The sequence below is a fragment of the Streptomyces sp. NPDC041135 genome (assembly GCF_055592085.1).
Map to the genome: position 1 here is coordinate 123981 of NZ_JBVIYZ010000006.1, position 25972 is coordinate 149952.

21 protein-coding genes and 1 pseudogene are annotated in these 25972 nt (G+C 72.6%); 9 read left to right on the forward strand and 13 right to left on the reverse strand.

Annotated elements, in window-relative coordinates; translation table 11 throughout:
* Positions 1 to 164 precede the first annotated feature (164 nt).
* The 3 genes from ACZ6CZ_RS16320 (at position 165) to ACZ6CZ_RS16330 (ending at position 2082) form a co-directional block, all read left to right on the forward strand.
* Positions 165 to 755: a 50S ribosomal protein L25/general stress protein Ctc gene (locus ACZ6CZ_RS16320; RefSeq protein ID WP_469020825.1), complete on the forward strand. Its 591-nt coding sequence runs from the start codon at positions 165 to 167 to the stop codon at positions 753 to 755.
* 177 nt (positions 756 to 932) lie between these two features.
* Positions 933 to 1529: an aminoacyl-tRNA hydrolase gene (gene pth / locus ACZ6CZ_RS16325; protein ID WP_469020827.1), complete on the forward strand. Its 597-nt coding sequence runs from the start codon at positions 933 to 935 to the stop codon at positions 1527 to 1529.
* Between the two features lie 52 nt (positions 1530 to 1581).
* Complete coding sequence (locus ACZ6CZ_RS16330) at positions 1582 to 2082, forward strand: hypothetical protein (protein WP_469020830.1); 501 nt, start codon at positions 1582 to 1584, stop codon at positions 2080 to 2082.
* Positions 2083 to 2178: 96 nt separating this feature from the next.
* Here ACZ6CZ_RS16330 and ppc read toward each other — a convergent pair whose 3' ends face one another.
* The gene (ppc, locus tag ACZ6CZ_RS16335; RefSeq protein ID WP_469020833.1) at positions 2179 to 4911 is read right to left on the reverse strand and encodes a phosphoenolpyruvate carboxylase; all 2733 of its coding nucleotides are present in this window, start codon (positions 4909 to 4911) and stop codon (positions 2179 to 2181) included.
* A gap of 304 nt (positions 4912 to 5215) precedes the next feature.
* On the opposite strand from ppc, the gene ACZ6CZ_RS16340 reads away from it, so the two are divergent.
* Together ACZ6CZ_RS16340 and ACZ6CZ_RS16345 are read left to right on the forward strand one after the other, a co-directional pair.
* Entirely contained in the window at positions 5216 to 6226 is a 1011-nt protein-coding gene (locus ACZ6CZ_RS16340; RefSeq protein WP_469020835.1) for an acyl-CoA desaturase, read from the forward strand.
* Entirely contained in the window at positions 6223 to 6897 is a 675-nt protein-coding gene (locus ACZ6CZ_RS16345; RefSeq protein WP_469020838.1) for a TetR/AcrR family transcriptional regulator, read from the forward strand. The genes ACZ6CZ_RS16340 and ACZ6CZ_RS16345 overlap by 4 nt, the downstream gene beginning before the upstream one ends.
* A 55-nt stretch (positions 6898 to 6952) precedes the next feature.
* Here ACZ6CZ_RS16345 and ACZ6CZ_RS16350 read toward each other — a convergent pair whose 3' ends face one another.
* Positions 6953 to 7765, reverse strand: coding sequence for a trans-aconitate 2-methyltransferase (locus ACZ6CZ_RS16350; RefSeq protein ID WP_469020840.1), 813 nt, complete (start codon positions 7763 to 7765; stop codon positions 6953 to 6955).
* Positions 7766 to 7854: 89 nt separating this feature from the next.
* On the opposite strand from ACZ6CZ_RS16350, the gene ACZ6CZ_RS16355 reads away from it, so the two are divergent.
* The gene (locus ACZ6CZ_RS16355; RefSeq protein WP_469020842.1) at positions 7855 to 8352 is read left to right on the forward strand and encodes a MarR family winged helix-turn-helix transcriptional regulator; all 498 of its coding nucleotides are present in this window, start codon (positions 7855 to 7857) and stop codon (positions 8350 to 8352) included.
* On the opposite strand, the gene ACZ6CZ_RS16360 is transcribed toward ACZ6CZ_RS16355, so the two are convergent.
* Positions 8311 to 9078, reverse strand: a complete 768-nt coding sequence (locus ACZ6CZ_RS16360) for a LuxR C-terminal-related transcriptional regulator (RefSeq protein WP_469020844.1) — start codon at positions 9076 to 9078, stop codon at positions 8311 to 8313. The two genes, ACZ6CZ_RS16355 and ACZ6CZ_RS16360, sit on opposite strands and share 42 nt — an antisense overlap.
* Positions 9079 to 9340: 262 nt before the next feature.
* Here ACZ6CZ_RS16360 and ACZ6CZ_RS16365 point away from each other — a divergent pair, with 262 nt between their 5' ends.
* On the forward strand, positions 9341 to 9796 hold the full coding sequence (locus ACZ6CZ_RS16365) for a GNAT family N-acetyltransferase (protein WP_469020847.1): 456 nt from the start codon (positions 9341 to 9343) through the stop codon (positions 9794 to 9796).
* Here the strand turns inward: ACZ6CZ_RS16365 and galK are convergent.
* The 3 genes from galK to galT are packed head-to-tail and all read right to left on the reverse strand — an operon-like array spanning position 9789 to position 13050.
* The gene (gene galK, locus ACZ6CZ_RS16370; protein ID WP_469020850.1) at positions 9789 to 10964 is read right to left on the reverse strand and encodes a galactokinase; all 1176 of its coding nucleotides are present in this window, start codon (positions 10962 to 10964) and stop codon (positions 9789 to 9791) included. The genes ACZ6CZ_RS16365 and galK overlap by 8 nt on opposite strands.
* Complete coding sequence (gene galE, locus ACZ6CZ_RS16375) at positions 10964 to 11971, reverse strand: UDP-glucose 4-epimerase GalE (protein ID WP_469020853.1); 1008 nt, start codon at positions 11969 to 11971, stop codon at positions 10964 to 10966. The genes galK and galE overlap by 1 nt, the downstream gene beginning before the upstream one ends.
* Entirely contained in the window at positions 11968 to 13050 is a 1083-nt protein-coding gene (gene galT / locus ACZ6CZ_RS16380; RefSeq protein ID WP_469020856.1) for a galactose-1-phosphate uridylyltransferase, read from the reverse strand. Before galT ends, galE begins: the two co-directional genes overlap by 4 nt.
* Positions 13051 to 13229: 179 nt before the next feature.
* Between galT and ACZ6CZ_RS16385 the strand changes: the two genes are divergently transcribed.
* A complete protein-coding gene (locus ACZ6CZ_RS16385; RefSeq protein ID WP_469020858.1) occupies positions 13230 to 14921 on the forward strand; it encodes a sodium:solute symporter family protein in 1692 nt (563 codons plus the stop codon).
* A 21-nt stretch (positions 14922 to 14942) separates the two neighbouring features.
* Complete coding sequence (locus tag ACZ6CZ_RS16390) at positions 14943 to 15311, forward strand: hypothetical protein (RefSeq protein WP_469020861.1); 369 nt, start codon at positions 14943 to 14945, stop codon at positions 15309 to 15311.
* A gap of 101 nt (positions 15312 to 15412) precedes the next feature.
* Here ACZ6CZ_RS16390 and ACZ6CZ_RS16395 read toward each other — a convergent pair whose 3' ends face one another.
* The 7 genes and pseudogenes from ACZ6CZ_RS16395 to ACZ6CZ_RS16425 form a co-directional block, all read right to left on the reverse strand.
* Positions 15413 to 16102, reverse strand: a complete 690-nt coding sequence (locus ACZ6CZ_RS16395; protein ID WP_469020864.1) for a helix-turn-helix transcriptional regulator — start codon at positions 16100 to 16102, stop codon at positions 15413 to 15415.
* 200 nt (positions 16103 to 16302) lie between these two features.
* Complete coding sequence (locus ACZ6CZ_RS16400) at positions 16303 to 18219, reverse strand: outer membrane protein assembly factor BamB family protein (RefSeq protein ID WP_469020866.1); 1917 nt, start codon at positions 18217 to 18219, stop codon at positions 16303 to 16305.
* Positions 18220 to 18286: 67 nt separating this feature from the next.
* The gene (locus tag ACZ6CZ_RS16405; protein WP_469020869.1) at positions 18287 to 20122 is read right to left on the reverse strand and encodes an outer membrane protein assembly factor BamB family protein; all 1836 of its coding nucleotides are present in this window, start codon (positions 20120 to 20122) and stop codon (positions 18287 to 18289) included.
* A 266-nt stretch (positions 20123 to 20388) separates the two neighbouring features.
* A complete protein-coding gene (locus ACZ6CZ_RS16410) occupies positions 20389 to 22197 on the reverse strand; it encodes an ABC-F family ATP-binding cassette domain-containing protein (RefSeq protein ID WP_469020870.1) in 1809 nt (602 codons plus the stop codon).
* Between the two features lie 116 nt (positions 22198 to 22313).
* On the reverse strand, positions 22314 to 23243 hold the full coding sequence (locus ACZ6CZ_RS16415) for a 4-(cytidine 5'-diphospho)-2-C-methyl-D-erythritol kinase (protein WP_469020872.1): 930 nt from the start codon (positions 23241 to 23243) through the stop codon (positions 22314 to 22316).
* 188 nt (positions 23244 to 23431) lie between these two features.
* Positions 23432 to 24283: pseudogene (gene rsmA, locus ACZ6CZ_RS16420) on the reverse strand (16S rRNA (adenine(1518)-N(6)/adenine(1519)-N(6))-dimethyltransferase RsmA); the annotation flags it as partial.
* Between the two features lie 60 nt (positions 24284 to 24343).
* Entirely contained in the window at positions 24344 to 25909 is a 1566-nt protein-coding gene (locus tag ACZ6CZ_RS16425; protein WP_469020875.1) for a ubiquitin-like domain-containing protein, read from the reverse strand.
* Between the last annotated feature and the right edge of the window lie 63 nt (positions 25910 to 25972).

Genomic DNA, 25972 nt, shown 5'->3' on the forward strand with positions numbered 1-25972 from the left:
TGGGTACGGCCTCCCCTGCCGAGTAGACTGCTGAAGTTGCTCGGCGAGGGAGGCCGTACTCCGTTTCTGACGGGGCCGGTGTCCGTTATCGACGCGCTCTTCGTAGCAGGCCGTTCGTGGCCGGGTGACCACGTCCGCATCTGTTCACACGAGGAGTGATCCGTATGTCCGAGGTCAAGATCAGCGCCGAGACCCGCAGCGAGTTCGGCAAGGGCGCCGCCCGCCGCATCCGCCGTGACAACAAGGTCCCCGGCGTGCTGTACGGCCACGGTTCCGACCCGCTGCACCTGTCCCTCCCGGGCCACGAGCTGCTGCTCGCGCTGCGCACGCCGAACGTCCTGATCTCCCTGGACATCGACGGCAAGTCCAACGAGCTGGCCATCCCGAAGTCCGTGCAGCGCGACCCGATCAAGGGCTTCCTGGAGCACGTCGACCTTCAGCTGGTCAAGCGCGGCGAGAAGGTCACCGTCGACATCTTCGTCCACACCGAGGGCGAGCTGGCCGCCGGCGGCAACCTGCTCGAGCACGTGCTGAACGCGCTGCCCGTCGAGGCCGAGGCCACCCACATCCCCGAGTCCGTGACCGTCTCCGTCGAGGGCCTGTCCGCCGGTGACGCGATCCTCGCCAAGGACGTCCCCCTGCCCTCCGGCACGACCCTGAACGTCGACGGCGACACGGTCGTCATCCAGGTCCTGGCCGCGCAGGCCGAGGAGGCCCCGGCGGACGACGCCGAGGGCGAGTCCGCCGAGGCCTGATCCGGCCGTGGCGGGCGGTGCGGCCACGGCCGCCCGGCGGCGCCGGGACACCCCGGTGCCGCACCGCCCGCGCAAGCGACCTGACCTGGCTTGTACCGCTCCAGCCGCTGCTTCCCCCGGGCCGTCCGCAACGGGCCCCGGGGAAGCGGCGGCTGTCGCATGTGAGGAGAGACGGACGTGACCACTCCCGCCCTCGGCCCCTGGCTGATCGTCGGGCTCGGTAACCCCGGGCCGGAGTACGCCATGAACCGGCACAACGTCGGCTTCATGGTGGCGGACCTGCTCGCCGCCCGGATCGGGGGGAAGTTCAAGCGGGCGGGCAAGGCGCAGGCCCAGGTCGTGGAGGGGCGGATCGGTCCGCCCGGACCGGGGAACCGGCGGGTGATCCTGGCCAAGCCGATGTCGTACATGAACCTCTCGGGCGGCCCGGTGAACGCGCTGCGTGACTTCTACAAGGTGCCGGTGGCCAACATCGTGGCGGTCCACGACGAGCTGGACATCGACTACGGCACCCTGCGGCTGAAGCTGGGCGGCGGGGACAACGGGCACAACGGGCTGAAGTCGATGACGAAGGCGATGGGGCCGGAGTACCACCGGGTGCGGTTCGGCATCGGGCGGCCGCCGGGGCGGATGCAGGTGGCCGACTTCGTGCTGAAGGACTTCTCCGCCACCGAGCGCAAGGAACTGGACTACCTGGTGGACCGGGCGGCGGACGCGGTGGAGTGTCTGGTCATCGACGGCCTGGAGCGGGCGCAAAGCACGTACAACTCCTGACTTGTCCCGCGCCGGGGACCACCGGAGTTGACCGCCAGTAGGGGTATGGCCAATGATCCCGGCCATGCCTGCCACCGCCACCCGTTCCCGCCAGGCCTCCCACGCCGCACTCCGCTTCGGCCGGGCCGCCGCGATGGGCACGGTCGCGGTGCTGATCCTGATCGCCGGGGTGTGGGCGTCCTGGAGCACCGCGCAGCACGTGATGCTGACCAAGGGCCGCGAGCGCGGCACGGTCCGGGTGACCGCCTGCGCCGACGACGCGTGCGGCGGGCCGTACACACCGTTGTCGCCGGGGCCGGCACGGCGGCACGTGGTGATCGCGCAGACGGCGGCCGTGCGCGAGGGCGGGACGTACGCCGTGGTGGTCGAGCCGGGCACGGACCGGGTGGTGCGCTCGGGTCCGGCCGGAATCCTGTACGCCTGGGTGCCGCTGGCCGGTGCGCTGCTGCTGGCGTCGGTGGTGGTGGGCGGCGGCCTGCGGCGCACCCGGGCGGCGTGGGCCCTGGCCGGCTCGGGAACCCTGCTGCTCACGGCGGCGTTCGTGGCCCTGTGACGGGCGCGCCGCCGCCGGTACGGCGAGGCCAAGGACAGTGAGGTGCCCCCGGTCCGGGTGGACCGGGGGCACCTTCGTCCGTCGGGTGCGCCGGCGTCAGCCGGTGTTGCGCAGGCCCGCCGCCACGCCGTTGACGGTGAGCAGCAGGGCCCGGGCGAGCAGCGGGTCGGGCTCGGCGCCGGCGGCGGCCGCGTCGCGCTGCCGCTTGAGCAGGGTGACCTGGAGGTAGGAGATCGGGTCCAGGTAGGCGTCGCGGATGGTGAAGGTCTGCTTGAGGACGGGCTGGGCGTCCAGGAGTTCCTGTTCGCCGGTGACGTTGAGGACCTCGCGGACGGTCAGTTCGTGCTCGGCCCTGATGGTGTCGAAGACGTGCTTGAGCTCGTCGGGGACGAGGGTGTCGACGTAGTGCTGGGCGATGCGCAGGTCGGTCTTGGCGAGGGTCATCTCGACGTTGGAGATGAAGTTGCGGAAGAAGTGCCACTGTTCGTGCATCTCGCCGAGCACGGTGTCCAGACCGGTTTCCCGCAGCGCCTTGAGGCCGGAGCCGACGCCGAACCAGCCGGGCACGATCTGCCGGGACTGGGTCCAGCCGAACACCCACGGGATGGCGCGCAGACCGTCGAGCGAGACGCCCGAGCCGGGTCGGCGGGAGGGCCGCGAGCCCAGGTGCAGCTCGGCGAGCTGGTCGACGGGCGTGGAGGCCAGGAAGTACGTGGGCAGGTCGGGGTCCTCCACCAGCCGGCGGTAGGCGGCGTGGGCGGCGTCGGAGACGACGTCCATGGCGGCGTCCCAGCGGGCGAGGGCCTCGTCGGACTGGCGGGGCGCGGTGTGCAGGGCGGAGGCCTGGAGGGTGGCGGCGACCGTCAGTTCCAGGTTCTCCCGGGCCAGGGAGGGGATCAGGTACTTGTCGGAGATGACCTCGCCCTGCTCGGTGACCTTGATCTCGCCCTCCAGGGTGCCCCAGGGCTGGGCGAGGATCGCGTCGTGCGAGGGGCCGCCACCGCGGCCGACGGTGCCGCCGCGGCCGTGGAACAGGCGCAGCCGCACGCCGTAGCGGTGGGCGACGTCGCGCAGCCGGCGCTGGGCGCGGTGGATCTCCCACTGGCTGGTGGTGATGCCGCCGAACTTGGAGGAGTCGGAGTAGCCGAGCATGACCTCCTGGACGTCGCCGCGCAGCGCGACCAGGCGCCGGTAGGACGGGTCCGAGAGCATGTCCTCGAGGATGGTGTCGGCGGCCTTCAGCTCGTCCGTGGTCTCCAGCAGCGGGACGATGCCGATCTTGGCCCAGCCGGCGTGCAGGTCGATCAGGCCGGCCTCGCGGGCGAGGACGGCGGCGGCGAAGACGTCGTCGGCGCCCTGGCACATGGAGATGATGTACGACTCGATGACCTCGGGACCGAAGACCTCCAGGGCCTTCTTGACGGTCTCGAAGACGCCGAGGGTCTTGGCACCGGCCGCGTCGAGGGGGGCCGGGGTGCCGGCGAGGGGCCGGCGGGAGCGCAGTTCCTTGGCGAGCAGCTTGCCGCGGTACTCGCGGGGCATGTCGGCGTAGCGCCAGGACTCCTCGCCGAGGCGGTCGAACAGCTGGCCGAGGGTGTGGTGGTGGGCGTCGGCGTGCTCGCGGACGTCCATGGTGGCCAGCTGGAGGCCGAAGGCGGCGAGGGTGCGGATCGTGCGGTTGAGCCGGCCGTCGGCGAACAGGCCGCCGCGGTGGGCGCGCAGCGAGGTCTGCACCAGGCGCAGGTCGGCGAGGAGTTCGCCGGTGCCGAGGTAGTCGCGGCCGTCCTCGTGCGGGGTGCCCTGGGCCAGGCGCCGCTTGGTGTTCTCCAGCTTCTGCCGGATGCAGGTGGCCTTGAGCCGGTAGGGCTCCTCGGCGTTGAGGCGCTTGTAGCGGGGGCTGATCTCGGGCAGCCGGTCGAGGTCGGCCTGGAGGGACTCGCGCAGCTCGTCGGTGGCGCCGGTGTAGCGGATCGACTGGGAGAGCAGTCCGCGCAGCTCGTCGATCATCTCCAGGGCGTCGTTGATGCCGTGCTCGTGCTGGAGGATGAGGACGTCCCAGGTGACCTGCGGGGTGACGTTGGGGTTGCCGTCGCGGTCGCCGCCGATCCAGGTGCCGAAGGTGAGCGGGCGGGTGCCGTCGGGGATCTTGACGCCGACGCGCTCCAGTTCCGCGGTGAGGTCCTCCAGGACGTCGCCGACGGCCTCGGCGTGCAGCTCGTCCAGGTAGTAGATGGCGTTGCGGGCCTCGTCCGCCGGTTCGGGACGCACCACGCGCAGTTCGTCGGTCTGCCAGACGAGGTCGATGTTCTCGGCGAGCCGGACGTCGTGGCGGCGCCGGTCGGCCTCGATGACGGGGGTGTCCAGCAGCGCGGCGATGCGCCGCAGCTTGTTGAGCACCGACCGGCGGGCGGCCTCGGTGGGGTGGGCGGTGAAGACGGGGCGCACGTTGAGGTGCTCGACGGTCCGCCGCAGGTGCTCGGGGTCGGCGTCCTTGAGGCGGTCGGCGGTGCGGGCCAGCAGACCGCCCTCGGCGGCGCGCCGGGCGCGCAGCTCGCGGCCGCGGTGCACCTGCTCGGTGACGTTGGCCAGGTGGAAGTAGGTGGAGAAGGCGCGGACCAGCTTGGCGGCGGTCTGCAGTTCGATGCCGCGCAGCAGCTCGGCGGCGGCCTCGCCGTCCTCGCGGGTGAGGCGGCGGACCTTCTCGACGAGTTCGAGCAGCTCGGGGCCCTCCTGGCGGACGAGGGACTCGCCGAGGAGGTCACCCAGTCGCCTGATGTCGGCGCGCAGCTCGGTGCTGGTCGTGGTGGTCTGGTCGTCGGCACTGCTCACAGGTGCGGCTCCTTGCAGTGTTGAAGCTTCGCTGGGAGGGAACCCGGTGTCCGTCCACCGTGCGGCTGGTGCCGCCCGGGGGCCTGGGCGTCCGGGGAGATTCAGAGCGGACCGCGCTGTCCGACCGACTCCAAGGATAGGTGTCCGCGCTGGACGCGCGGGCTCTGGGGCTCTTGCCGCCGGTCGACGCGCTGCCATACTTACGACGCCGTAGGTTACGCATCCGTAGGGAAGTGTCGTTTCTCCCGCCGGGTTCCGCAGCCGCCGGCATCTGTCTCGACCCTCGACCCCACAGGGGACGCGTATGACCTCACGTTCCGAAGTGCTGGACGACGCCTCGCAGTCGCCCGGCACGCCTTTCCCCACCGCCACGCTGGGTGGCGAGCAGAAGCGCTCGATCGAACAGATCGCGCTGCTCCTCTTCATCGCCGTGCCGTTCGTGGCGCTGGTCGCGGCGGTGCCCCTGGCGTGGCGCTGGGGGGGAGTGAGCTGGCTGGACCTCGGTCTGCTGGTGTTCTTCTACTTCCTGGGCTGCCACGGCATCACGATCGGCTTCCACCGCTACTTCACGCACGGCTCGTTCAAGGCCAGGCGGCCGCTGCGCATCGCGCTGGCGGTGGCCGGCTCGATGGCGGTCGAGGGACCGCTGGTGCGCTGGGTGGCCGATCACCGCAAGCACCACAAGTTCTCCGACGCCGAGGGCGACCCGCATTCGCCGTGGCGGTTCGGGGAGACGGTCCCGGCGCTGATGAAGGGCCTGTGGTGGGCTCACATCGGCTGGCTGTTCGACGAGGAGCAGACCTCGCAGGAGAAGTACGCGCCGGATCTGATCAAGGACCCGGCGATCCGGACGGTGTCGCGCCTGTTCGCGCTGTGGACGGTGCTGTCCCTGGGCCTGCCGCCGCTGATCGGCGGCCTGGTCACGCAGTCCTGGTGGGGGGCGTTCACCGCGTTCTTCTGGGGGTCGCTCGTCCGGGTCGCCCTGCTGCACCACGTGACGTGGTCGATCAACTCGATCTGCCACGCGGTCGGCAAGCGGCCCTTCAAGTCCCGCGACCGCTCGGGCAACGTGTGGTGGCTGGCCGTGCTGTCCTGCGGCGAGTCCTGGCACAACCTGCACCACGCCGACCCGACCTCGGCGCGGCACGGCGTGGACCGCGGCCAGGTGGACTCCTCGGCGCGGCTGATCCGCTGGTTCGAGCAGCTCGGCTGGGCGTACGACGTGCGCTGGCCGTCACGCTCGCGTATCGATTCGCGCCGCACCACCGACGACGACGGCCACCGGAGCCGGAGGGAAACCGCTGAGGCGGCATGATTGACGGCGTGGCGACCGACTCCAGCACTTCCAGCAATGACAAGCCGCGGCGCGCACGTCGCACCCGGATGACCGGTGCCGAGCGTCGCCAGCAGTTGCTGGAGATCGGTCGCACCCTCTTCGCCGCCAAGGGCTTCGAGGGCACGTCGGTGGAGGAGATCGCGGCGAAGGCCGGGGTGTCCAAACCGGTGGTGTACGAGCACTTCGGCGGCAAGGAGGGCCTGTACGCGGTCGTGGTGGACCGCGAGATGCGGCGCCTGCTGGACATGGTGACCGGCTCCCTGACCGCGGGGCATCCGCGTGAGCTGTGCGAGCAGGCGGCGTTCGCGCTCCTGGACTACATCGAGGAGTACACCGACGGCTTCCGCATCCTGGTCCGGGACTCGCCGATCCCGCAGTCGACGGGGACCTTCGCGTCGCTGATCTCCGACATCGCCACCCAGGTGGAGGACATCCTGGGCCGCGAGTTCAAGTCCCGCGGCTTCGACCCCAAGCTGGCCCCGCTCTACGCGCAGGCCCTGGTCGGCATGGTCGCGCTGACCGGCCAGTGGTGGCTGGACGTACGCCGCCCGAAGAAGGCGGAGGTGGCGGCCCACCTCGTCAACCTCGCCTGGCACGGCCTGGACGGCCTGGAGCCGAAGCCCCGGCTGATCGGCCACCGCAAGAGCTGACGCCCGCGGCGAGCGGCCTCACGCCCCTTCACGGCCTCACGCCCCCTTCACGGCCTCACGTCCCCTTCACGGCCACCGCGAACAGCCGGCGGAACGGCAGGACGGTGCCGTAGGGGGCGCTCGGGTAGGCCGTGCGCAGCAGCTCGCGGTACTCCGCGAGGAAGGCGTCGCGGGCTGCGGGGTCGTCGGCCAGGGCGGTCAGGGCGGGGCGCAGGCCGGTGCCCTTGACCCAGTCGAGGACCGGGTCGTCGCCGGTGAGGACGTGCAGGTAGGTGGTCTGCCACACGTCGCTCGCACAGCCCAGCCGGGTCAGCCGGTCGAGGTAGACGCCGGGGGCGTGCACGGAGTCCTCGGCGCGCAGCACGCCCGCGAGGCGGGACGCCCAGCGCGGGGTGGCGGCCAGTTCGCGCATCAGGGCGTGCAGCGGCGCGTCCGTGTTGTCCGGGACCTGGAAGGCGAGGGTGCCGCCCGGGGCGAGGCCGTCGAGCCAGGCGGCGAAGGAGTCCAGGTGGCCCGGGACCCAGTGCAGGGCGGCGTTGGAGACGATCAGGTCGTACGTCTCGGGGGGCGTCCAGCGGCGCAGGTCGCCGGGGCGGAAGTCGAGGCGGCCGCCGCCCGGGGTGGGTCCGCCGTGGTCGGTGACGGCCTTGTCGAGCATGGCGGGCGAGTTGTCGTAGCCGGTGACGGTGGCGGTGGGCCAGCGGCCGGCGAGCAGGGCGGTGACGTTGCCGGGGCCGCAGCCGAGGTCGGCGATGCGGGGCCGCTCGGCGGGCAGCGGGGGGATGCGGGCCAGCAGGTCGGCGAAGGGGCGGGCGCGGTGGCCGGCGTGGCGGAGGTACTGGGCGGGGTCCCAGGCGGGCTCGGTCATACCGGTCATCCTTCCGCCGTAACTATCTCGACGTCAAGAGACTTCACGTCAAGAGACTCCACATCGACACAACCACTACACTGATCAGCATGGAGGACGAGGTCGATCGGCTGGTCGCAGCGTGGCGCCGGGAGCGCCCGGACCTCGACGTGGAGCCGCTGGAAGTGCTCAGCCGGGTGAGCAGGCTGGCCCGGCACCTGGACCGCGCGCGCCGGCTGGCGTTCGCCGAGCACCAGCTGGAGCCGTGGGAGTTCGACGTGCTGACCGCGCTGCGGCGCGCCGGGACGCCGTACCAGCTCTCCCCGGGACAGCTGCTGACCCAGACCCTGGTCACCTCGGGCACCATGACCAACCGGATCGACCGGCTCGCCAAGAAGGGCCTGGTGGAGCGGCTGCCCGACCCCAGTGACCGGCGCGGGGTGCTGGTCCGCCTCACCGACGTGGGCCGCGACCGCGCCGACCAGGCGCTGGCGGGCCTGCTGGAGCAGGAGCGGGCCATCCTCGCGGAACTCTCCCGGGGCCGGCGCGCCGAACTCGCCGGGCTGCTACGCCAGCTGACCGCCCCGTTCGACAACATCCCCGGCTAGGTCGGCGGGCCCGACCCCGGCGCGCCGGGCCAGGGCGACGGCGGCCAGCGTGCTGTGCACGCCCAGCTTGCCCAGGACGTTCTGCATGTGGGTGCGCACGGTGTGCGGGGAGAGGAACAGCCGGTCCGCGACGGCCTTGCGGCCCAGCCCGGCGACCATGCAGCGCAGCACCTCCCGCTCGCGCGGGGTGAGCGACTCCACCAGCCGTTCGCTCTCCGTGCGGTGCCGGCGGGCGGCCGTCAGCTCCTTGAGGACCCCGGTGAGCAGGGCGGGCGGCAGATGCGTCTCGTCGCGCAGCACCCCCCGGATCACGGTCAGCAGCCGGGACAGCGAGCAGTCCTTGGCGACCCAGCCGCAGGCACCGGCCTGCAGGGCCAGCGCCGCGCGCCGGGGGTCGTCCTTCTCGGCGAGGACGACGATCCGTACCCCGGGCTGGGCCGTGCGCACCCCGGCGACCAGCGAGATGCCGTCGACCGTGCCGTCCTCGCCGGCCCGGGGCACCGGCACCGCCGGGCGCACCCCGGTCAGCCGGCCGCCCAAGTCGGCGTCGACGAGCAGCACGTCGTAGCGGCGGCCCTCACCGGCCGCCCGTTCCAGGCAGCGCAGCGCGGCCGGGCCGCTGCCGGCCGCGGAGACGTCCACGTCGGGCTCGGCGGCGAGCGCCGCGGCGAGCGACTCGGCGAAGATGCGGTGGTCGTCGACGACCAGGACTCGGACACGAACCACGAAACCCCCTTCCCCAGGCTCCCGCGGGAGCAGGGGATACCCCAGGTCCGGAGAACGACGACTCAAGCGCGGACACGACACCCGCGACGAGGTGCGGAGCGCACGGCCGCCGCCGTGCCGGCATCACTACCCCCACCGCGGGCGTCGTATCCGGCCGTCTCGCCCCCTGATCAGCACCGGCCCCCACCGGTACCGCTCCTCAGAGTACGGGCGGGATGCCGCAGCGGAAGGCGATTCGCAGAACTGGCCGTCCGGCGCGTTTATGGTGTGCCGCATGTTTCGTATTGAGGCGGAAGTCGACAGGCACCGGCGCGATCTGCTCCGCTCCCGCCTGCGGGACACCAACACGGCCGCGTCCCCCGTCCTCGCCGCGCTGCACGGCACCCCCGGCGAACGCGAACGGCCGCTGCACGTCTGGGCGTCGACCGGCGCCGGGGAGCTGGCGGGCGGTCTGGTCGGCCACACCTGGGCGACCTGGCTGCACGTCACCTACCTGTGGGTGGACTCCCGGCACCGGGGCGCGGGCCTGGGCAGCCGGCTGCTCGGGGAGGCCGAGCGCATCGCGCGCGCCGAGCGCGGCTGCCGGGCCGTGCGGTTGGAGACCTGGGACTTCCAGGCCCCCGACTTCTACCGCAGGCACGGCTACCGGGTGGTGTCCGTGATCCCCGACTATCCGCCGGGGATCACGGAGTACACGCTGACCAAGACCCTCAGCTGATCCGGCGCGCACCCGCCGCCGGGACCGCCTCGAACACCCGGGGCGGGGTGAAACCGGCGGCCGCGAAGGCCTCTTCGACGGCCTTGGTGAGCGTCTCCACGTCGGCGGCCTCCGCCAGCACGATCGCCGAGCCGCCGAAGCCGCCGCCGGTCATCCGGGCGCCGAGCGCGCCGGTGGCCAGCGCGGTGTCCACGACCAGGTCCAGCTCGGGGCAGGAGATGCGGAAGTCGTCGCGCAGCGAGGCGTGACCCTCGGTCAGCACCGGCCCGATCGCCCTGGTCCGGCCCGACTCCAGCAGGGAGACGACGCGTTCGACCCGCTCGTCCTCGGTGACCACGTGCCGCACCAGGCGCCGCACCTCCGCCTCCTCCTCGCCCAGCCGGGCCAGCGCCTCCTCCAGGCCGGCGTAGGGCACGTCGCGCAGCGCGTCCACGCCCAGCAGGGCCGCGCCCTTCTCGCACCCGGCCCGGCGCTTGCCGTACTCGCCGCCGCTGTGGGCGTGCTTGACCTGGGTGTCGACGACCAGCAGGCGCAGGCCCTCGGCGGCCAGGTCGAAGGGGATCTGCCGCTGGGAGAGGTCGCGGGTGTCGAGGAACAGGGCGTGGCCCTGCGCGCAGCACGCGGACGCGGTCTGGTCCATGATGCCGGTGGGGGCGCCGACGTAGACGTTCTCGGCGCGCTGGCACAGGCGGGCCAGCCGCCAGGGCTCCAGGCCCAGCTCGTACAGGTCGTTCAGGGCCAGGGCGACGACGACCTCCAGGGCCGCCGAGGAGGACAGTCCCGCGCCGGTCGGCACGGTGGAGGCGAGGTGGACGTCGGCGCCGGTGACCGGGTGGCCGGCCTCGCGCAGCGCCCAGACGACGCCCGCCGGGTAGGCCGTCCACTCCTGGTCGGTGCCGGGCCGCAGGGCGTCCAGGGACAGCTCCACCACGCCGTCGGCGCCGCCCGCGGCGCTGCGGACGTCCGCCGAGTGCAGCCGCAGCACGCCGTCCGTGCGCCGGGACACCGCCGCCGTCGCCTGGTGCGGCAGTGCGAACGGCATCACGAAACCGTCGTTGTAGTCGGTGTGCTCGCCGATCAGGTTGACCCGGCCCGGCGCGGACCACACGCCCTCGGGCGCGGCGCCGTACAGCGCGGCGAACTCCTCGCGGACCTGCTGTGCCCCCACTACTGCTCCCTCACGGTGTTCGAGACGGCGGTGTTCGAGACGGCGGTGCTGGAGACGGCCTGCGCGAACTCCCACGCATCCGCGACGATGCCCGCGAGGTCCGCGCGGGCCGGGTTCCAGCCCAGCTTCTCGCGGGCGGTGTCCGCGGAGGCCACCAGGACCGCCGGGTCGCCGCCGCGGCGCGGGGCCACCACCTCGGGCACCGGGTGCCCGGTGACCGCGCGGACGGTCTCGATGACCTCGCGCACCGAGAAGCCCGCGCCGTTGCCGAGGTTGCAGATCAGGTGCTCGCCGGGCCGGGCGGCCTCCAGGGCGAGCAGATGGGCGTCGGCCAGGTCCGCGACGTGGATGTAGTCGCGCACGCAGGTGCCGTCCGGGGTCGGGTAGTCGTCGCCGTAGACCTGGATCGCCTCGCGCCTGCCCTGGGCGACCTGGAGGACCAGCGGGATGAGATGCGACTCGGGGTCGTGCCGCTCGCCGTGGACGCCGTAGGCGCCGGCCACGTTGAAGTAGCGCAGCGACACCGCGGCCAGGCCGTGCGCGGCGGCCTCACCGGTGATCATGTGGTCGACGGCCAGCTTGGAGGCGCCGTAGGGGTTGGTGGGCCGGGTGGGGGCGGTCTCGGGGATCGGGACCTGCTCCGGCTCGCCGTAGGTGGCGGCGGTGGAGGAGAACACCAGGGTGCGCACGCCCGCCTCGCGCATGGCGCCGAGCAGCGCCATGGTGCCGCCGACGTTGTTGTCCCAGTACTTCTCCGGCCGCACGACGGACTCGCCGACCTGGGAGGAGGCGGCGAAGTGCAGCACGGCGTCGTAGGAGGCGTCGAGCCACTTGCCGGCGTCGCGGATGTCGCCCTCGACGAAGACGGCGCCGGCCGGGACGCCCGCGCGGAAGCCGGTGGAGAGGTTGTCGAGGACGGTGACGTCGTGGCCGGCCTCCAGCAGATGCTGGGCGACCACGCCGCCGACGTACCCGGCGCCGCCGGTGACCAGATACTTGCCGCTCATGAACTCGCTACCTCTCGCAGTCGCTCGGCCGCGCGCTCCGGCGGCACGTCGTTGATGAAGACGTTCATGCCGGACTCGGAACCCGCGAGGAACTTCAGCTTGCCGGATGTGCGGCGGACGGTGAAAAGCTCGAGGTGCAGCGCGAAGTCGTCGCGCGTGACACCGTCGAACTCCTCCAGCGTGCCGAACGGGGCCTGGTGCCAGGCCGCGATGTAGGGCGTCGGGGACACGGCCGCGGCGCCCTCCCCGTCCTGCCCGCCGAAGATCCGGTCGAAGCGCCTCAAGAGTTCCAGATACACCTGGGGGAACTCTGTGCGCGCGTCCTCGTCGAGGGCGAGCAGATCGGGCACCCGGCGCTTCGGGTACAGGTGGACCTCGTAGGGCCAGTGCGCGGCGTACGGCACGAAGGCCACCCAGTGTTCACCCTCAAGGACGACCCGCCCGCCGGTGAGTTCCCGCTCCACGACGGCGTCGAAGAGGTTCTCCCCGCCGGTCGCCTCCTTGTGGGCCGCCAGCGAACGCAGCATCAGCGCGGTGCGGGGGGTGGTGAAGGGGTAGGCGTAGATCTGGCCGTGCGGGTGACCCAGCGTCACACCGATCTCGGCCCCCCGGTTCTCGAAACAGAACACCTGCTCGACGGAGGGCAGATGCGACAGCTCCGACGTCCGGTCCGTCCAGGCCTCCAGGACCAGCCGCGCCCGCTCCTCGGTCAGGTCGGCGAAGGAGGCGTCGTGGTCGGAGGTGAAGCAGACGACCTCGCAGCGGCCGGAGTCGCCGGCCAGCGAGGGGAAACGGTTCTCGAAGACCACCACGTCGTAGGACGAGTCGGGGATCTCGCTCAGCCGGTCCCCGCGCGTCGGGCACAGCGGACACTCGTCGGCCGGCGGGTGGTAGATGCGGCCCTGCCGGTGCGAGGCCACGGCGACCGAGTCGCCGAGCAGCGGGTCGCGCCGGATCTCCGACGTGGTGACCGTACGGTCCAGGGGGCGGCGGTCGGCCGCGTCCCGCACCGTGTCGTCCCGAAGGTCGTAATAGATCAGCTCACGACCGTCGGCCAGCCGGGTCGAGGTCTTCTTCACGCCGGACTCCTCTACGTCCCGCACCCAATCACTCAACACAATCAAACATAACAGATCACAACCCACCACGACCCCTCTGCATCACAATCAAACAAAGAACACCATCGGAAGTGTTCAATTACTGAACACGCAGGCGTAGGTTCCGCTCTGGATCAGTTCGCGCAACGAAGCGAGTTCTCATGCAAACCCCCACATACGCCCCCACGTATCTGGCGGCGGAGCTACGGCTCCCCACCAACTGGCTGGACTACACGATCCTGGCGATCTACTTCGTCGTCGTCCTCGGCATCGGCTTCGCCGCCCGCCGCTCGGTGAAGACCAGCCTCGACTTCTTCCTCTCCGGACGCTCGCTGCCCGCCTGGATCACCGGCCTCGCCTTCATCTCGGCGAACCTGGCCGCCACCGAGATCCTGGGCATGGCCGCCAACAGCGCCCAGTACGGCGCCTACACGGTGCACTGGTACTGGATCGGCGCCATCCCCGCCATGGTCTTCCTGGGCCTGGTGATGATGCCCTTCTACTACGGCAGCAAGGTCCGCTCGGTCCCCGAGTTCCTGCTGCTGCGCTTCGACAAGGCAGCCCACCTGCTCAGTTCGATCCTGTTCGCGTTCGCCGCCATCCTCATCGCCGGCGTCAACCTCTACGCCCTCGCGATCGTCGTCGAGGCCCTGCTGGGCTGGCCGCAGTGGGTGGCCATCGTGGTGGCCGGCGCCTTCGTGCTGGCGTACATCACCCTCGGCGGACTGTCGTCGGCGATCTACAACGAGGTGCTTCAGTTCTTCGTGATCCTGGCCGCCCTCATCCCGATCACCCTGCTCGGCCTGAAGAAGGTCGGCGGCTGGGACGGCCTGACCCACAAGCTCACCGCGAGCCACGGCTCCAACTTCACCAGCGCCTGGGGCGGCACCGGCATCGGCAGCACCAACCCGCTCGGCGCCAACTGGCTGACCATCGTCCTCGGCCTCGGCTTCGTGCTGTCCTTCGGCTACTGGACGACGAACTTCGCCGAGGTGCAGCGCGCCCTGTCCGCGAAGAACCTCTCCGCCGGGCAGCGCACCCCGCTGATCGCCGCCTACCCGAAGATCTTCATCGTCTTCCTGGTGATGATCCCGGGCCTGGTCGCCGCCGCGCTCATCCCGCACTTCGGCACGCCCGCCTCCGGCTACCAGTACAACGACGCCATCCCCTACCTGATGCAGGAGCTGCTGCCCAACGGCGTGCTCGGCATCGCGGTCACCGGTCTGCTGGCGGCGTTCATGGCGGGCATGGCCGCCAACGTGTCGTCGTTCAACACCGTCTTCACCAACGACATCTGGGGCAAGTACGTCGTCAAGGGCCGCGAGGACGCCTACTACGTCCGCTTCGGCCGCCTGATCACCGCGATCGGCGTCGCCGCGTCCGTCGGCACGGCGTTCCTGGCCTCGTCGTTCTCGAACATCATGAGCTACCTCCAGACGCTGTTCTCCTTCTTCAACGTGCCGATGTTCGTCGTCTTCATCGTCGGCATGTTCTGGAAGCGTGCGTCGGCCCGCTCCGGGTTCTGGGGACTGCTCGCCGGCACCGTGACCGCGATGATCAACTACTTCGTGCTCTACAAGAGGGACATCATCTCGATCCCCTCCGACCAGGGCGCCAACTTCGTCTCCGCGATCGCCGGCTTCGTGGCCGGCGCGGTCGTCATGTTCGTCGTCTCCCTGTTCACCAAGCCCAAGCCGGAGGCGGACCTCCAGGGCCTCGTCTACGGCACCCGGTCCCCCGGCATGTCCGAACCGCCCGCCGCCGGCGACGACGCCTGGTACCGCCGGCCCGCCCTGCTCGGCTGGGGCGCGATCATCCTGGCCGCCGCCTGCTACATCCCGTTCTCGTTCTGACCGCGGGAGGATGGAGACACCATGACCGACAACTCCGGCCGCCCCGGCCGTTCCGAACACCCCGAGCAGCCCCGGCACCCCGCGTACTCCGAGCAGGACGTCCAGCGCGAGGTGACCGAGCTGGAGGGCAAGTCCGCCACCGCCGCGCGCATCTTCGACCTGCGCCGCATCATCGGCGGCCTGTTCGTGCTGTACGGCGTCATCGTCACGATCGCCGGGATCACCGACTCCCAGGCCGCCATCGACAAGGCGCAGGGCGTCAACATCAACCTGTGGACCGGCATCGGGATGCTGCTGCTCGGCCTGTTCTTCCTGGCCTGGCTGAAGCTGCGCCCGACCCCGCCGCCGCTGCCCCCGGCGGACCTGCCGGAGGAGAAGCCGCAGCCGTAGTGCCGCCGGCCGGAGCCGGAGTCCGCCAGGGCTCCGGCCCCGCCGCCGTCTGCGCCACGTGCCCGCGGGGGCAGCCGTCCCCGCGGGACGCGCCGGACCCGCTACGACTGCGCGAGTCCCGTCGTCGGGTCCGCGCCCGGCAGGGGGCCCGCCCGCTCCAGCAGGCCGGTGCGGGCCGCCAGGGCCGCCGCCTCCAGGCGGGAGCCCACGCCCAGCTTCATCAGCACCCGCTGGACATGGGTGCGCGCGGTGCTCGGCGCGATGCCCATGCCGGCGGCGATCAGCCGGGTGTCCTCGCCGTCGGCGACCCGCACCAGCACCTCCACCTCGCGCGGGGTGAGCATCTCCAGCAGCCGCTGACCTTCGTCGTCGGGCTGGGCGGCGGGGTTGAGCAGTTCACTGAAGGCGCCCTGGAGCAGCTGCGGGGCGACGGCGGCCTCCCCCGCCCGCGCCTTCATGATCGCCCGCTCCACGCCCTCTATCCGCTCGTCGTGCCGGACGTACCCGGAGGCGCCCGCGGCGAAGGCCGCCGCGATGCCCCGCGGGGACGGGACCGGGCCCAGCACCACCACCGCCACCTGCGGCCGCTCCCGCTTGATCCGCACCACCGGGTCGAAAATCCCCGGCTGGGCCGGCGCGGCCGTACCGAGCAGACACACCTCGGGCGCCCGGGTGATCACCAGCTCCGCCGCGCCCGCGGCCGGCGCCGCCGCGGCGAGCACCCGGTGCCCGCGCAGCTTCAGCGCCGAGGCCAGCGCCTCGGCGAGCAAGCGGTGGTCGTCGACCACCATGAGCCGCACTCCCACGAAGCAACCCCCGTCCCCCTGGATGCCCCACCATGGATGCCCACCGGTCCGCGGGGACTTAGGGCCCCCCTCGACCCCGCCCCGCATGCCCCCGGAAGCTACACGCTTGTTCGACGTCGCGCTGCCCTACCGGCGAGAAGTGCCCCGGATCGACGACATCCGGGGCACTTCCAGGGGGCGCGCGGTCAGCCGCCCGCGCCGAACGCCACCACCAGGTACTCCTTGCCGTAGGTGGAGGACGTCTTGTGGGCGTACACCGCCGACATGTACAGGCGGCCCTGCCCGTAGAGGATCTCCGCGAAGTCCGGCAGCAGGCTGGTCTCCGCGTCGCGCACCGACTCGGTGGCCGGGTTCTCCAGCAGCTTGGTCTGCTTGAAGGAGCCCCCGTCGATGCTCACGACCTGGCCGCCCTTGTCGTACGGCGGCCGCTTGTACGCCAGCAGGTTGCCGCCGTCGGTGCGCAGCGGGGAGAGCGTGTAGCCGTCGCCCGCGTCGGCGCGCTGGCCGGTCTGCTTGCCGGTGGACAGGTCGAAGGCGACGATCTCGTTGGTCTTGCTGTAGTCGCCGGTGCCGTCGTGCTCCTCGGTCGGCACGTAGAGCCGGTCGTTGCCGACGGCGATCTCCGTGCAGTGCTCGACGCGGGAGATGCCGTCGCAGCGGCCGCCGTAGGAGTCGCCGGGCGCGGAGATGCGGGTGCGCAGCTTGCCGGTCTTGTTGTCGATGGAGAAGTAGTCCGAGATGCCGCTGCCGTCGCCCGCGCTGTCGCCGACGTCGGCGGCCACCACCAGCGGCTCGGTCGACACGACGCTGGCGTACTCGATGCCCTCGGCCATCTTGTACTCGGAGATCACCTTCCCGGAGACCGGGTCGATGGTCTGGATGTGCAGCTGGCGGTTGTCGTACTCGCCGCACTTGCGCACCGCGACCAGCTTCTCGCCGCCGCCGTACCCGGCGTCATAGCAGGTGTCGCCCGGCTTGGGCTGCCACAGCGTCTTGCCGGAGTCGATGTCGAAGGCGGCGCCGCCGCTGGTGCTGCCGACCGCCACGGTGTGCTGGGCGACGGTGACGTTCTCCAGGTTGACCGCGTAGTCACCGGAGTTCACCGACTTCGTCCACAGCCGCCTGCCCGTGTCGAGGTCGATCGCGGCGACCTTGCTGCAGCCCGCGGAGCTGTTCTTGGCGGGCATCTTCGGCTGGAAGGTGACCGCGGTGCGGTGGTCGGAGGTGACGTGCTCGCTGGCCGCGCAGACCGGGCCGGGCAGCTTCACCGTCCACAGCTTGGTGCCCTTGGCGGGGTCGTAGCCGACGATCTCGGCGATGCCGCTCTTGGCGTACACCTTGTCGGTGAGCCAGGAACCGGAGGTGACGACCGTGTCGTCGGCCTTGGGCAGCGGGACGTTGAACAGCATGTGCGCCGCGGTGTTCGCGGGCGCCTTCTCCTTGCCGCCGGAGGACGTGCCGCCCGATCCCGCGTCCTTGCCGTCCTTTCCTCCCGTCCCGCCGCTGGAACTGGCCGTGTCGTCCTTCGTGCCGTCGCCGCCGCCGGACTTGGCGTACCAGACGCCGCCGCCGACGATCAGCGCGATGGCGACCACCGCCGCGGCGATGATGAGCAGCGCGGCGTTGTTCTTCCCGCCGCCCGGCTGCCCGGGTTGCGGCTGGGCGGGCATCGACGGGCCGCCCGGGTGGCCGGGGTAGCCGTAACCGGCGCCGGGCTGACCGTAGGGGGCGGGGGGCTGGCCGTAGCCGGGAGCGGGCTGCTGGCCGTAGCCGGGAGCGGGCTGCTGGGCGTACGGGTTCTGCGGCTGGCCCGGGTAGCCGTAGCCCGGCGGGGCCTGGGGCGGCTGCGGGGCCTGGGGCGCCTGCGGGTAGCCGTAGCCTGGCTGGGGCTGCTGCGGCGGGCCGGCCGGAGGTGCCTGCGGAGGTGCCGCCGGGGGCACCGCAGGCGCCTGGGGCGGCTGCTGCGGGTAGCCGTAGCCCGGCTGGGGCTGCTTCTGGAGGCTGGGGGGCGGGGTCTGCGGCGGCCCGTCCTGGGGCGGCTGCTGGTCCTGGGGCGGGCCGAAACCGCCGGACTGCGGGGGCTGGTGGGGCGGCTGGGTCATGGCAGGCGTACCTCGGGGGAAGGCTGGGGGCGACGGTGACGGGGCGGAAGCGGAAGGCGGGCCGGGCTCACTTGCCGAAGGCCATCATCAGCTTCTCCTTCGACTCGTCGTTGCCGGACAGCCGGGTGGAGGAGATGAAGAACCGCCCGTCGGACCAGTCGACGGCGCCGTCGTAGAAGCCGTTCTCGATGTCCGCGGTGCCCTGCGGGTTCTGCAGCAGCTTCGTCGTGCGGTGCGCCGAGCCGGTGGTCGGCACCGACACCACCTGGCCGCCGCTGTCGTACGACGGATGCACGTAGGCGACGAGCGCGCCGCCCTGCGCCTCGACGGGGAACATCGACTCGTCCGTGGGGGACTTCACCCGCCACTTCTCCTTGCCGTCGGCGAGGCCGATGGCGACGATCTGGTTGGCGCCGCTGGTCGCGCTGGTCGGCAGGTACAGCGTGTCGGCGTCCACCACGACGCCCCGGCAGCCCTGGAGGTCGCGTTCGAGGATCGCCCAGCCGCACTGGGGGGCGAACTTCCCGTCGACCTTGACCTCCGAGCGGAAGCCGCCGGTCGCGGTGAAGGTGGAGATGTTCCAGGCCTTCTTGTCCTCGTTGGTCAGATAGACCACGAGCGGGTCGACGGAGTACGTCCGCGCGACCCGCCAGCCCTTCTTGACCTTCTGGGTCCACTTGGCCCTGCCGGTGGCCGGGTCGAGCTCCTGGATCTCGTCGTGCTCGTCGCTGCCGGTGGCGTCGCAGGAGGCCACCGAGATCAGCCGGTTCGTGCCGCCCGCGAACGCGGTCGGGAAGCAGTCCGTGCCGTACTTCTTCTTGTCGAACAGCTTCTTGCCGGTCTCCAGGTCGTACGCCGTGCCCGACTGCGAGCGGCCGACCATCAACGTCTTGCCGGCCACGGTGAGTTCGACGGAGAGCGCGCTGTCGAACAGCCCGCCGTCGGCGACCTCGCCGCTCCAGCCCTTCGCACCGCTGTCCAGGTCGATCTGCTGAAGCTGGTTGCACTTGGCGCGGTCGCTGGTGCCGCTCATGTACGCGACGACGATCTTGCCGTCCGCCGACTGCCGCGGCGTGACCGCGCAGATCTTCTGCGGGAAGGCGATCGGGTCCCAGGCGGGTGCGCCGTCACCGACGCCGTAGGCGAACAGCTGCTTGTAGGCCGCCTTCACCGCGGTCTTGCCGGTGATCCACATACCGGGGGCTTCGGCGCCCGAACCGGGGGCGTCCGGCGCCGTCTTGTACCAGAGGACCTTGGCCTCGCCGGCCTGGCGGCCCTCGTTGAGGTCGTCCGGGTCCGAGCCGCCGTCGCCGCTGCCGTCACCGGGGTTGACCGGGTCGGCGGAGCCGGAGCCGGAGGCGGAGGGCTTGTCGTCACCGGTGTGCTGGGCGACCGGCTTCTTGTCGTCACCGCCGCCGCTGGTGACCGCGTAGACGCTGCCGCCGATGACCAGCAGCGCGGCCACCGCGGCCCCGACGATCAGCGCGGTGCGGCCCTTGGCGGGGCCGCCCGGGGAGCCGCCGGGCGGGATGCCCGGGCCCTGCGGGTACGGCGGCTGCTGCGGGTGGCCGTACCCGGGCTGCTGCCCGTACGGCCCCGGCTGCTGCGGCGGGCCGTACGGCCCGGGAGCGGCCGGCGCCCCGTAGGGTCCCGGTCCGCCCTGCTGGGGGTAGGGGCCCGGCTGTCCGTACGGCCCGGGCTGCTGGGGGTAGCCGTAGCCGGGCTGCGGCTGCTGAGGGGCGGGCCGGGGTGCCTGCGGGGGCTGGGCGGGCGGCGGGGGCGTGGTGCCGTGACCGCCCTGGGCCGGCGGAGGCTGCGGGGGCCCGAACCCCCCGTGCGGCGGCTGATCCTGCGGCGCTCCGAAACCACCGGGCTGCGGCGGTTGGCTGGGCGGCTGAGTCATCAGCGCTCTTCCCCCTCGTACTGATTTCGAGCCACGCCCTGAGGTTCCCGACGGACCTGAGGTCGTATTCAGAATGTCTTGAGACGGCTCTTTGTATCACCCGGCACCGACAGCGCAGCGGGTCGGTTCCCCGGCTGTTCCCAAGGGAGAACCGGCCCGTGATGGACCCGTTACGCGCCTTCACGCCCCCTTCACGCGGGGCGCGCACGGCAGTTGCGCACGATCGATTCACGCCGTGCGCGCCTGCCGTGCGCGCCCCGGATGCGCTACGCGTCCTCGGCCAGCTCCAGCCAGCGCAGCTCCAGTTCCTCGCGCTCCCCGGTCAGCTCCCGCAGCTGGGCGTCGAGTTCGGCGACCTTGGCGAAGTCGGTGGCGTGCTCGGCGATCCGGGCGTGCAGCGCGGACTCCTTCTCGGAGACCTTGTCCAGCTGGCGCTCGATCTTCTGGAGTTCCTTCTTCGCGGCGCGCTGGTCGGCGGCGCTCTTCTCGGCGACGGCCGGCCGGGGGGCCGCGGCGGCCGTGGTGGCGGCCACCGCCTCCTCCATGCGCCGGCGCCGCTCCAGGTACTCGTCGATGCCGCGCGGCAGCATCCGCAGGGTGCCGTCGCCGAGGAGGGCGTACACGCGGTCGGTGGTGCGCTCGACGAAGAACCGGTCGTGGGAGATGACGATCATCGAGCCGGGCCAGCCGTCGAGGACGTCCTCGAGCTGGGTGAGGGTCTCGATGTCGAGGTCGTTGGTGGGCTCGTCCAGGAAGAGGACGTTGGGCTCGTCCATGAGCAGCCGCAGCAGCTGGAGACGGCGCCGCTCACCGCCCGAGAGGTCCCCGACCGGCGTCCACTGCTTCTCCTTGCTGAAGCCGAACGTCTCGCACAGCTGCCCGGCGGTCATCTCCCGGCCCTTGCCCAGGTCGACGCGCTCGCGCACCTGCTGGACGGCCTCCAGGACCCGCAGCGCCGGGTTCAGTTCGCTCACCTCCTGGGAGAGGTAGGCGAGCTTCACGGTCCGGCCCACGGCGATCCGCCCGCCCGCGGGCTGCGCCTCGCCCTCGGTCCGCGCCGCCTCGGCCATGGCCCGCAGCAGGGAGGTCTTGCCGGCGCCGTTCACCCCGACCAGGCCGATGCGGTCGCCGGGGCCGAGCTGCCAGGTGACGTGCTTGAGCAGCACCTTGGGTCCGGCCTGGACGGTGATGTCCTCCAGGTCGAACACGGTCCTGCCGAGCCGGGAGGAGGCGAACTTCATCAGCTCGCTGCTGTCGCGGGGCGGCGGCACGTCCGCGATCAGCTCGTTGGCGGCCTCGACGCGGAAGCGCGGCTTGGACGTGCGCGCGGGCGCCCCGCGCCGCAGCCAGGCCAGCTCCTTGCGGACCAGGTTCTGCCGCTTGGTCTCCTCGGTGGCGGCGATGCGCTCGCGCTCGGCGCGGGCGAAGACGTAGTCGGAGTAACCGCCCTCGTACTCGTACACGGTGCCGCGCTGCACGTCCCACATGCGGGTGCAGACCTGGTCGAGGAACCACCGGTCGTGGGTGACGCAGACCAGCGCCGAGCGTCGCTCGCGCAGGTGCCGGGCCAGCCAGGAGATGCCCTCGACGTCGAGGTGGTTGGTGGGCTCGTCGAGGACGACGAGGTCCTGTTCCTCGATGAGCAGCTTGGCGAGCGCGATCCGGCGCCGCTCGCCGCCGGACAGCGGCCCGATGACGGTGTCGAGGCCCTTGGGGAAGCCCGGCAGGTCCAGGCCGCCGAACAGCCCGGTCAGCACGTCCCTGACCTTGGAGTTGCCGGCCCACTCGTGGTCGGCCATGTCGCCGATGACCTCGTGGCGCACGGTGGCGGCGGGGTCGAGCGAGTCGTGCTGGGTCAGCACCCCCAGGCGCAGCCCGCCGGAGTGCGTGACCCGCCCGGTGTCGGTGTCCTCCACCTTGGCGAGCATCCGGATCAGGGTGGTCTTCCCGTCGCCGTTGCGGCCGACCACACCGATCCGGTCGCCCTCCGACACGCCGAGCGAGACGCCGTCCAGCAGGGCACGGGTGCCGTAGACCTTGCTGACGTTCTCGACATTGACGAGGTTGACGGCCATTTCACTCCTGCGCACGGGGACGGTCAGCCTCCCAGCCTAATGCGCGCCGGACCCGGGACGCGGACACCTGTGGACGACGGGACGCCCCGGCGGCGGTCTGAGGTCCGCGTCCGGGGTCAGGCTCCGGCGGGTACGCCCGTGTCGTGCGCCGGGGTGAGGACGGTGGCGCCGGGCGCGGGCGAGGCCGCCGTGCGCACCGTGCGGCAGGTCCCCGAGGCCCGCAGCGCCGCGGCGACCTCGGCCGCCGAGGCGGGGTCGCGGACCAGGAACGCCGTGGTGGGGCCCGAGCCGGAGACCAGGGCGGCGAGGGCACCGGCGGCGCGGCCCGCGGCGAGGGTGGCGGCGAGTTCCGGGAAGAGGGACAGCGCGGCCGGCTGGAGGTCGTTGGAGACGGCGGCGGCGAGCGCGTCGGGGTCGCCCGCGGCGAGGGCGTCGAGCAGGACGCGTGAGGCGACGGGCGCGGGGATGTCGCGTCCCGCGGCGAGCCGGTCGAACTCGCGGAAGACGGCCGGGGTGGACAGCCCGCGCCCGGCCATCGCGAACACCCAGTGGAAGGTGCCGCCGACGTCCAGCGCGGTCAGCCGCTCGCCCCGCCCGGTGCCCAGGGCGGCGCCGCCCACCAGGCTGAACGGCACGTCGCTGCCGAGGTCGGCGCAGATGCCGAGGAGTTCCGCGCGGGAGGCGCCGGTCCGCCACAGGGCGTCGCACGCGAGCAGGGCGCCCGCGCCGTCCGCGCTGCCGCCCGCCATCCCGCCGGCCACCGGGATGTCCTTGGCGATGTGGATGTGCACGGCCGGTTCGATGCCGCGGCGTCCGGCGAGCGCGAGGGCCGCGCGGGCGGCGAGGTTGCTCCGGTCCAGCGGGACCTGGGCGGCGTCCGGGCCCTCGCAGGTGACGCGCAGTTCACCGGCCGGGGTGACGGTGACCTCGTCGTACAGGCCGACGGCGAGGAAGACGTTGGCCAGGTCGTGGAACCCGTCGGGGCGGGCGGCGCCCACCGCGAGCTGGACGTTGACCTTGGCGGGGACGCGGACCGTGACGCTCACTGCTGACCGGGCTCCTCGTGCTCGACTTCCTCGACCGGCTCGACCGGCTCGGCGTGCTGGACGCCGTCAACGGCCTCGGCGTGCCGGCCGGTCTCGGCGTGCGGGGCGCTCTCCGCGTGCGGGGCGCGTCCGGCGGGGCGGACGCGGTCGGTGTGGGCGCCGCGCCGGGGCTCCCGCGGCCCTGCTCCGTGCTCGGCGATGCGGGCGAACTCCTGCACCGTCAGCGACTCCCCGCGCGCCTGCGGCGACACCCCGGCGGCGACCAGCGCCTCCTCGGCGGCCGCCGCCGACCCGGCCCAGCCGGCCAGCGCGGCCCGCAGCGTCTTGCGGCGCTGCGCGAAGGCCGCGTCCACCACCGCGAAGACCTGCTGACGGGAGGCGGTCGTCGGGATCGGCTCGGCGCGCCGGACCAGCGAGACCAGGCCGCTGTCGACGTTCGGCGCGGGCCAGAAGACGCTGCGCCCGATGGCCCCGGCCCGTTTCACCTCGGCGTACCAGTTGGCCTTGACGGACGGCACGCCGTACACCTTCGAGCCGGGCGGCGCGGCGAGCCGGTCGGCCACCTCGGACTGCACCATGACCAGCGTCCGTTCGATGCTGGGGAAGGTCTCCAGCATGTGCAGCAGCACGGGCACGGCCACGTTGTAGGGCAGGTTGGCCACCAGCGCCGTCGGGGCGGGCCCGGGCAGCGCGGTGACGTGCATGGCGTCCGAGTGGACCAGCGCGAAGCGGTCCGCGCGCGCGGGCATGCGCGCCGCGACGGTCGCGGGCAGCGCGCCGGCCAGGACGTCGTCGATCTCGACGGCGGTGACCCGGTCGGCGGCCTCCAGCAGCGCGAGCGTCAGGGACCCCAGCCCGGGACCGACCTCGACGACCACGTCGTCGGGACGGACCCCCGCGGTGCGGACGATACGGCGGACCGTGTTCGCGTCGATCACGAAGTTCTGGCCGCGCTGCTTGGTGGGTCGTACACCGAGCGCTGCGGCCAGTTCACGGATGTCGGCGGGGCCGAGGAGGGCGTCGGGGATGGGGCTGCTCACGGGACAAGGGTACGGGGCGGCGCGCGGCCCCCTCGCCCGGTCGCGCGGCGCCGGTCCCGGTCAGCCGTGCAGCCGGGCCCCGCAGTGCGGCCAGGGGCTCGAGCCGCGGCGCAGGTACAGCTTCTTCGCCCGCATCGTCTGCTCCGCCGCCGGCGCGTCCTGCGGGCGGCCGCGGCCCCCGAGGCTGTGCCAGGTGCGCGTGTCGAACTGGTACAGCCCGCCGTAGGTCCCCGAGGGGTCCACGGCGTGCGGCCGGCCGCCCGACTCGCAGGCGGCCAGGCCCCGCCAGTTCAGGTGGTCGGCGCCCTGCGTGGACGTGGGCGGCGGCTTGGTGCCCACCTTCACGACCTGGGTGCGCGGCTCCCGCACCAGCTCGGACCCCTCCCGCCGCGGCCGCTGCCGGACCCCGTTGACGGTCCGCACGAGATAGGTGACCCGGCGCAGCCCGGACTGCCCGGGCTGGTCGACGACCTCGGTGCCCCGGACGAGCGACGGGTCGGCGGTGCGGCGCACCAGGAAGGGGATCTGCTCCTCGCGGACCTCCTTGCCGCCGGTCACCCGCAGCACGGTCACCGTCTGCCCGTCGCGCGGGAAGCCGGAGAGCGGCACGGAGGTGGTGTCCTGGCCGTGCAGGGTGATCCCGGCCTCCGCCACCGCCTCGCGGACGGTCGCCGCGTTGGTGCGGATGGTGCGGGCGCGGCCGTCGGCCATGATCGTGACGGCGCGCTCGGTGCGCACGTCGAGGGCGAGCCCGGAGCGCCCGATGCCCTGGGAGCGCGAGGTGGACAGATACGCGCCCTCCGCGCGCACCCCGAGCTGGCTGAGCGCGCCGTCCACGGTGCGGGCCGTCGTCCACACCTCGCGGCGTTCACCGTCCAGGGTGAGCCGCACGGGGCGCCCGTAACGCACGGCGATCTCGTCGCCGGCGGCGAGCGCCGTGCCGGGAGCGGGCGCGACCATGTCGTGCGCGCCCACCCGCACGCCCTCCTCGGCCAGCAGTTCGCTGACGTCGTCGGCGAAGGTGTGCAGGGTGCGCGGCCGGCCCTCGACGCTCAGCTCGACCGCCTTGTCCTCGGCGACGAACGCGGTGGTACCGCCGGCGAGGAAGGCGACGACCAGCGCCTGCGGCAGCAGCCGGCGTACGGCGGAGTCCGGGCGCCCGTCGTACCGCGTCCTGCGCCGGCGCGCCGCGCGTCTGCCCGGCTCCCGCGGCGGGACCGTCCGCTCCTCGTAGGCGGGCCGGTAGGTGTCGGCGTACCCGCCGCCGTACCCGCCGCCCGCGTCCCGTCCGCCGTGCCCGCCCTGACCGCCGTGCCCGTCCTGCCGGTCGTACGTCTCCCGCACCCCGTACGGCAGTGTCCGCGCGGTGTGCAGGTCGTAGGGGGTGTGGGGCGCCTCGGGGCGGTGCGGGCGGTGGGCCGTCCCGGCCGCGAGGGCCCCGAGGGCCGCGTAGGTCCCGTAGGTGCTGTGGGTGCCGTACGCCGGCGCGCCGGGCCCGTACACCGGCTCGGGCGCGGGCTCGTGCGCGAGACCGTACGGGGGCTCGTACACCTCGCGGGCGCCGTAGGCCCCGTACGCCCCGTACGCCTCGTAGGTTTCGTCCGTCTCGTACTGCGGGTTCCTCACGCCGACACGCTCCAGGGAGCCAGAGGGGTCCGGATCGGGCCCCCAGAACCTAGCGGAGCGGAC

Coding starts and splice junctions, on each gene's coding strand:
- ACZ6CZ_RS16320 (WP_469020825.1), top strand. CDS start 165: ATGTCCGAGGTCAAGATCAGCGCCGAGACCCGCAGCGAGTTCGGCAAG.
- ACZ6CZ_RS16330 (WP_469020830.1), top strand. CDS start 1,582: ATGATCCCGGCCATGCCTGCCACCGCCACCCGTTCCCGCCAGGCCTCC.
- ACZ6CZ_RS16340 (WP_469020835.1), top strand. CDS start 5,216: ATGACCTCACGTTCCGAAGTGCTGGACGACGCCTCGCAGTCGCCCGGC.
- ACZ6CZ_RS16345 (WP_469020838.1), top strand. CDS start 6,223: ATGATTGACGGCGTGGCGACCGACTCCAGCACTTCCAGCAATGACAAG.
- ACZ6CZ_RS16350 (WP_469020840.1), bottom strand. CDS start 7,765: ATGACCGAGCCCGCCTGGGACCCCGCCCAGTACCTCCGCCACGCCGGC.
- ACZ6CZ_RS16355 (WP_469020842.1), top strand. CDS start 7,855: ATGGAGGACGAGGTCGATCGGCTGGTCGCAGCGTGGCGCCGGGAGCGC.
- ACZ6CZ_RS16365 (WP_469020847.1), top strand. CDS start 9,341: ATGGTGTGCCGCATGTTTCGTATTGAGGCGGAAGTCGACAGGCACCGG.
- galE (WP_469020853.1), bottom strand. CDS start 11,971: ATGAGCGGCAAGTATCTGGTCACCGGCGGCGCCGGGTACGTCGGCGGC.
- ACZ6CZ_RS16385 (WP_469020858.1), top strand. CDS start 13,230: ATGCAAACCCCCACATACGCCCCCACGTATCTGGCGGCGGAGCTACGG.
- ACZ6CZ_RS16390 (WP_469020861.1), top strand. CDS start 14,943: ATGACCGACAACTCCGGCCGCCCCGGCCGTTCCGAACACCCCGAGCAG.
- ACZ6CZ_RS16395 (WP_469020864.1), bottom strand. CDS start 16,102: ATGGTGGTCGACGACCACCGCTTGCTCGCCGAGGCGCTGGCCTCGGCG.
- ACZ6CZ_RS16400 (WP_469020866.1), bottom strand. CDS start 18,219: ATGACCCAGCCGCCCCACCAGCCCCCGCAGTCCGGCGGTTTCGGCCCG.
- ACZ6CZ_RS16405 (WP_469020869.1), bottom strand. CDS start 20,122: ATGACTCAGCCGCCCAGCCAACCGCCGCAGCCCGGTGGTTTCGGAGCG.
- ACZ6CZ_RS16410 (WP_469020870.1), bottom strand. CDS start 22,197: ATGGCCGTCAACCTCGTCAATGTCGAGAACGTCAGCAAGGTCTACGGC.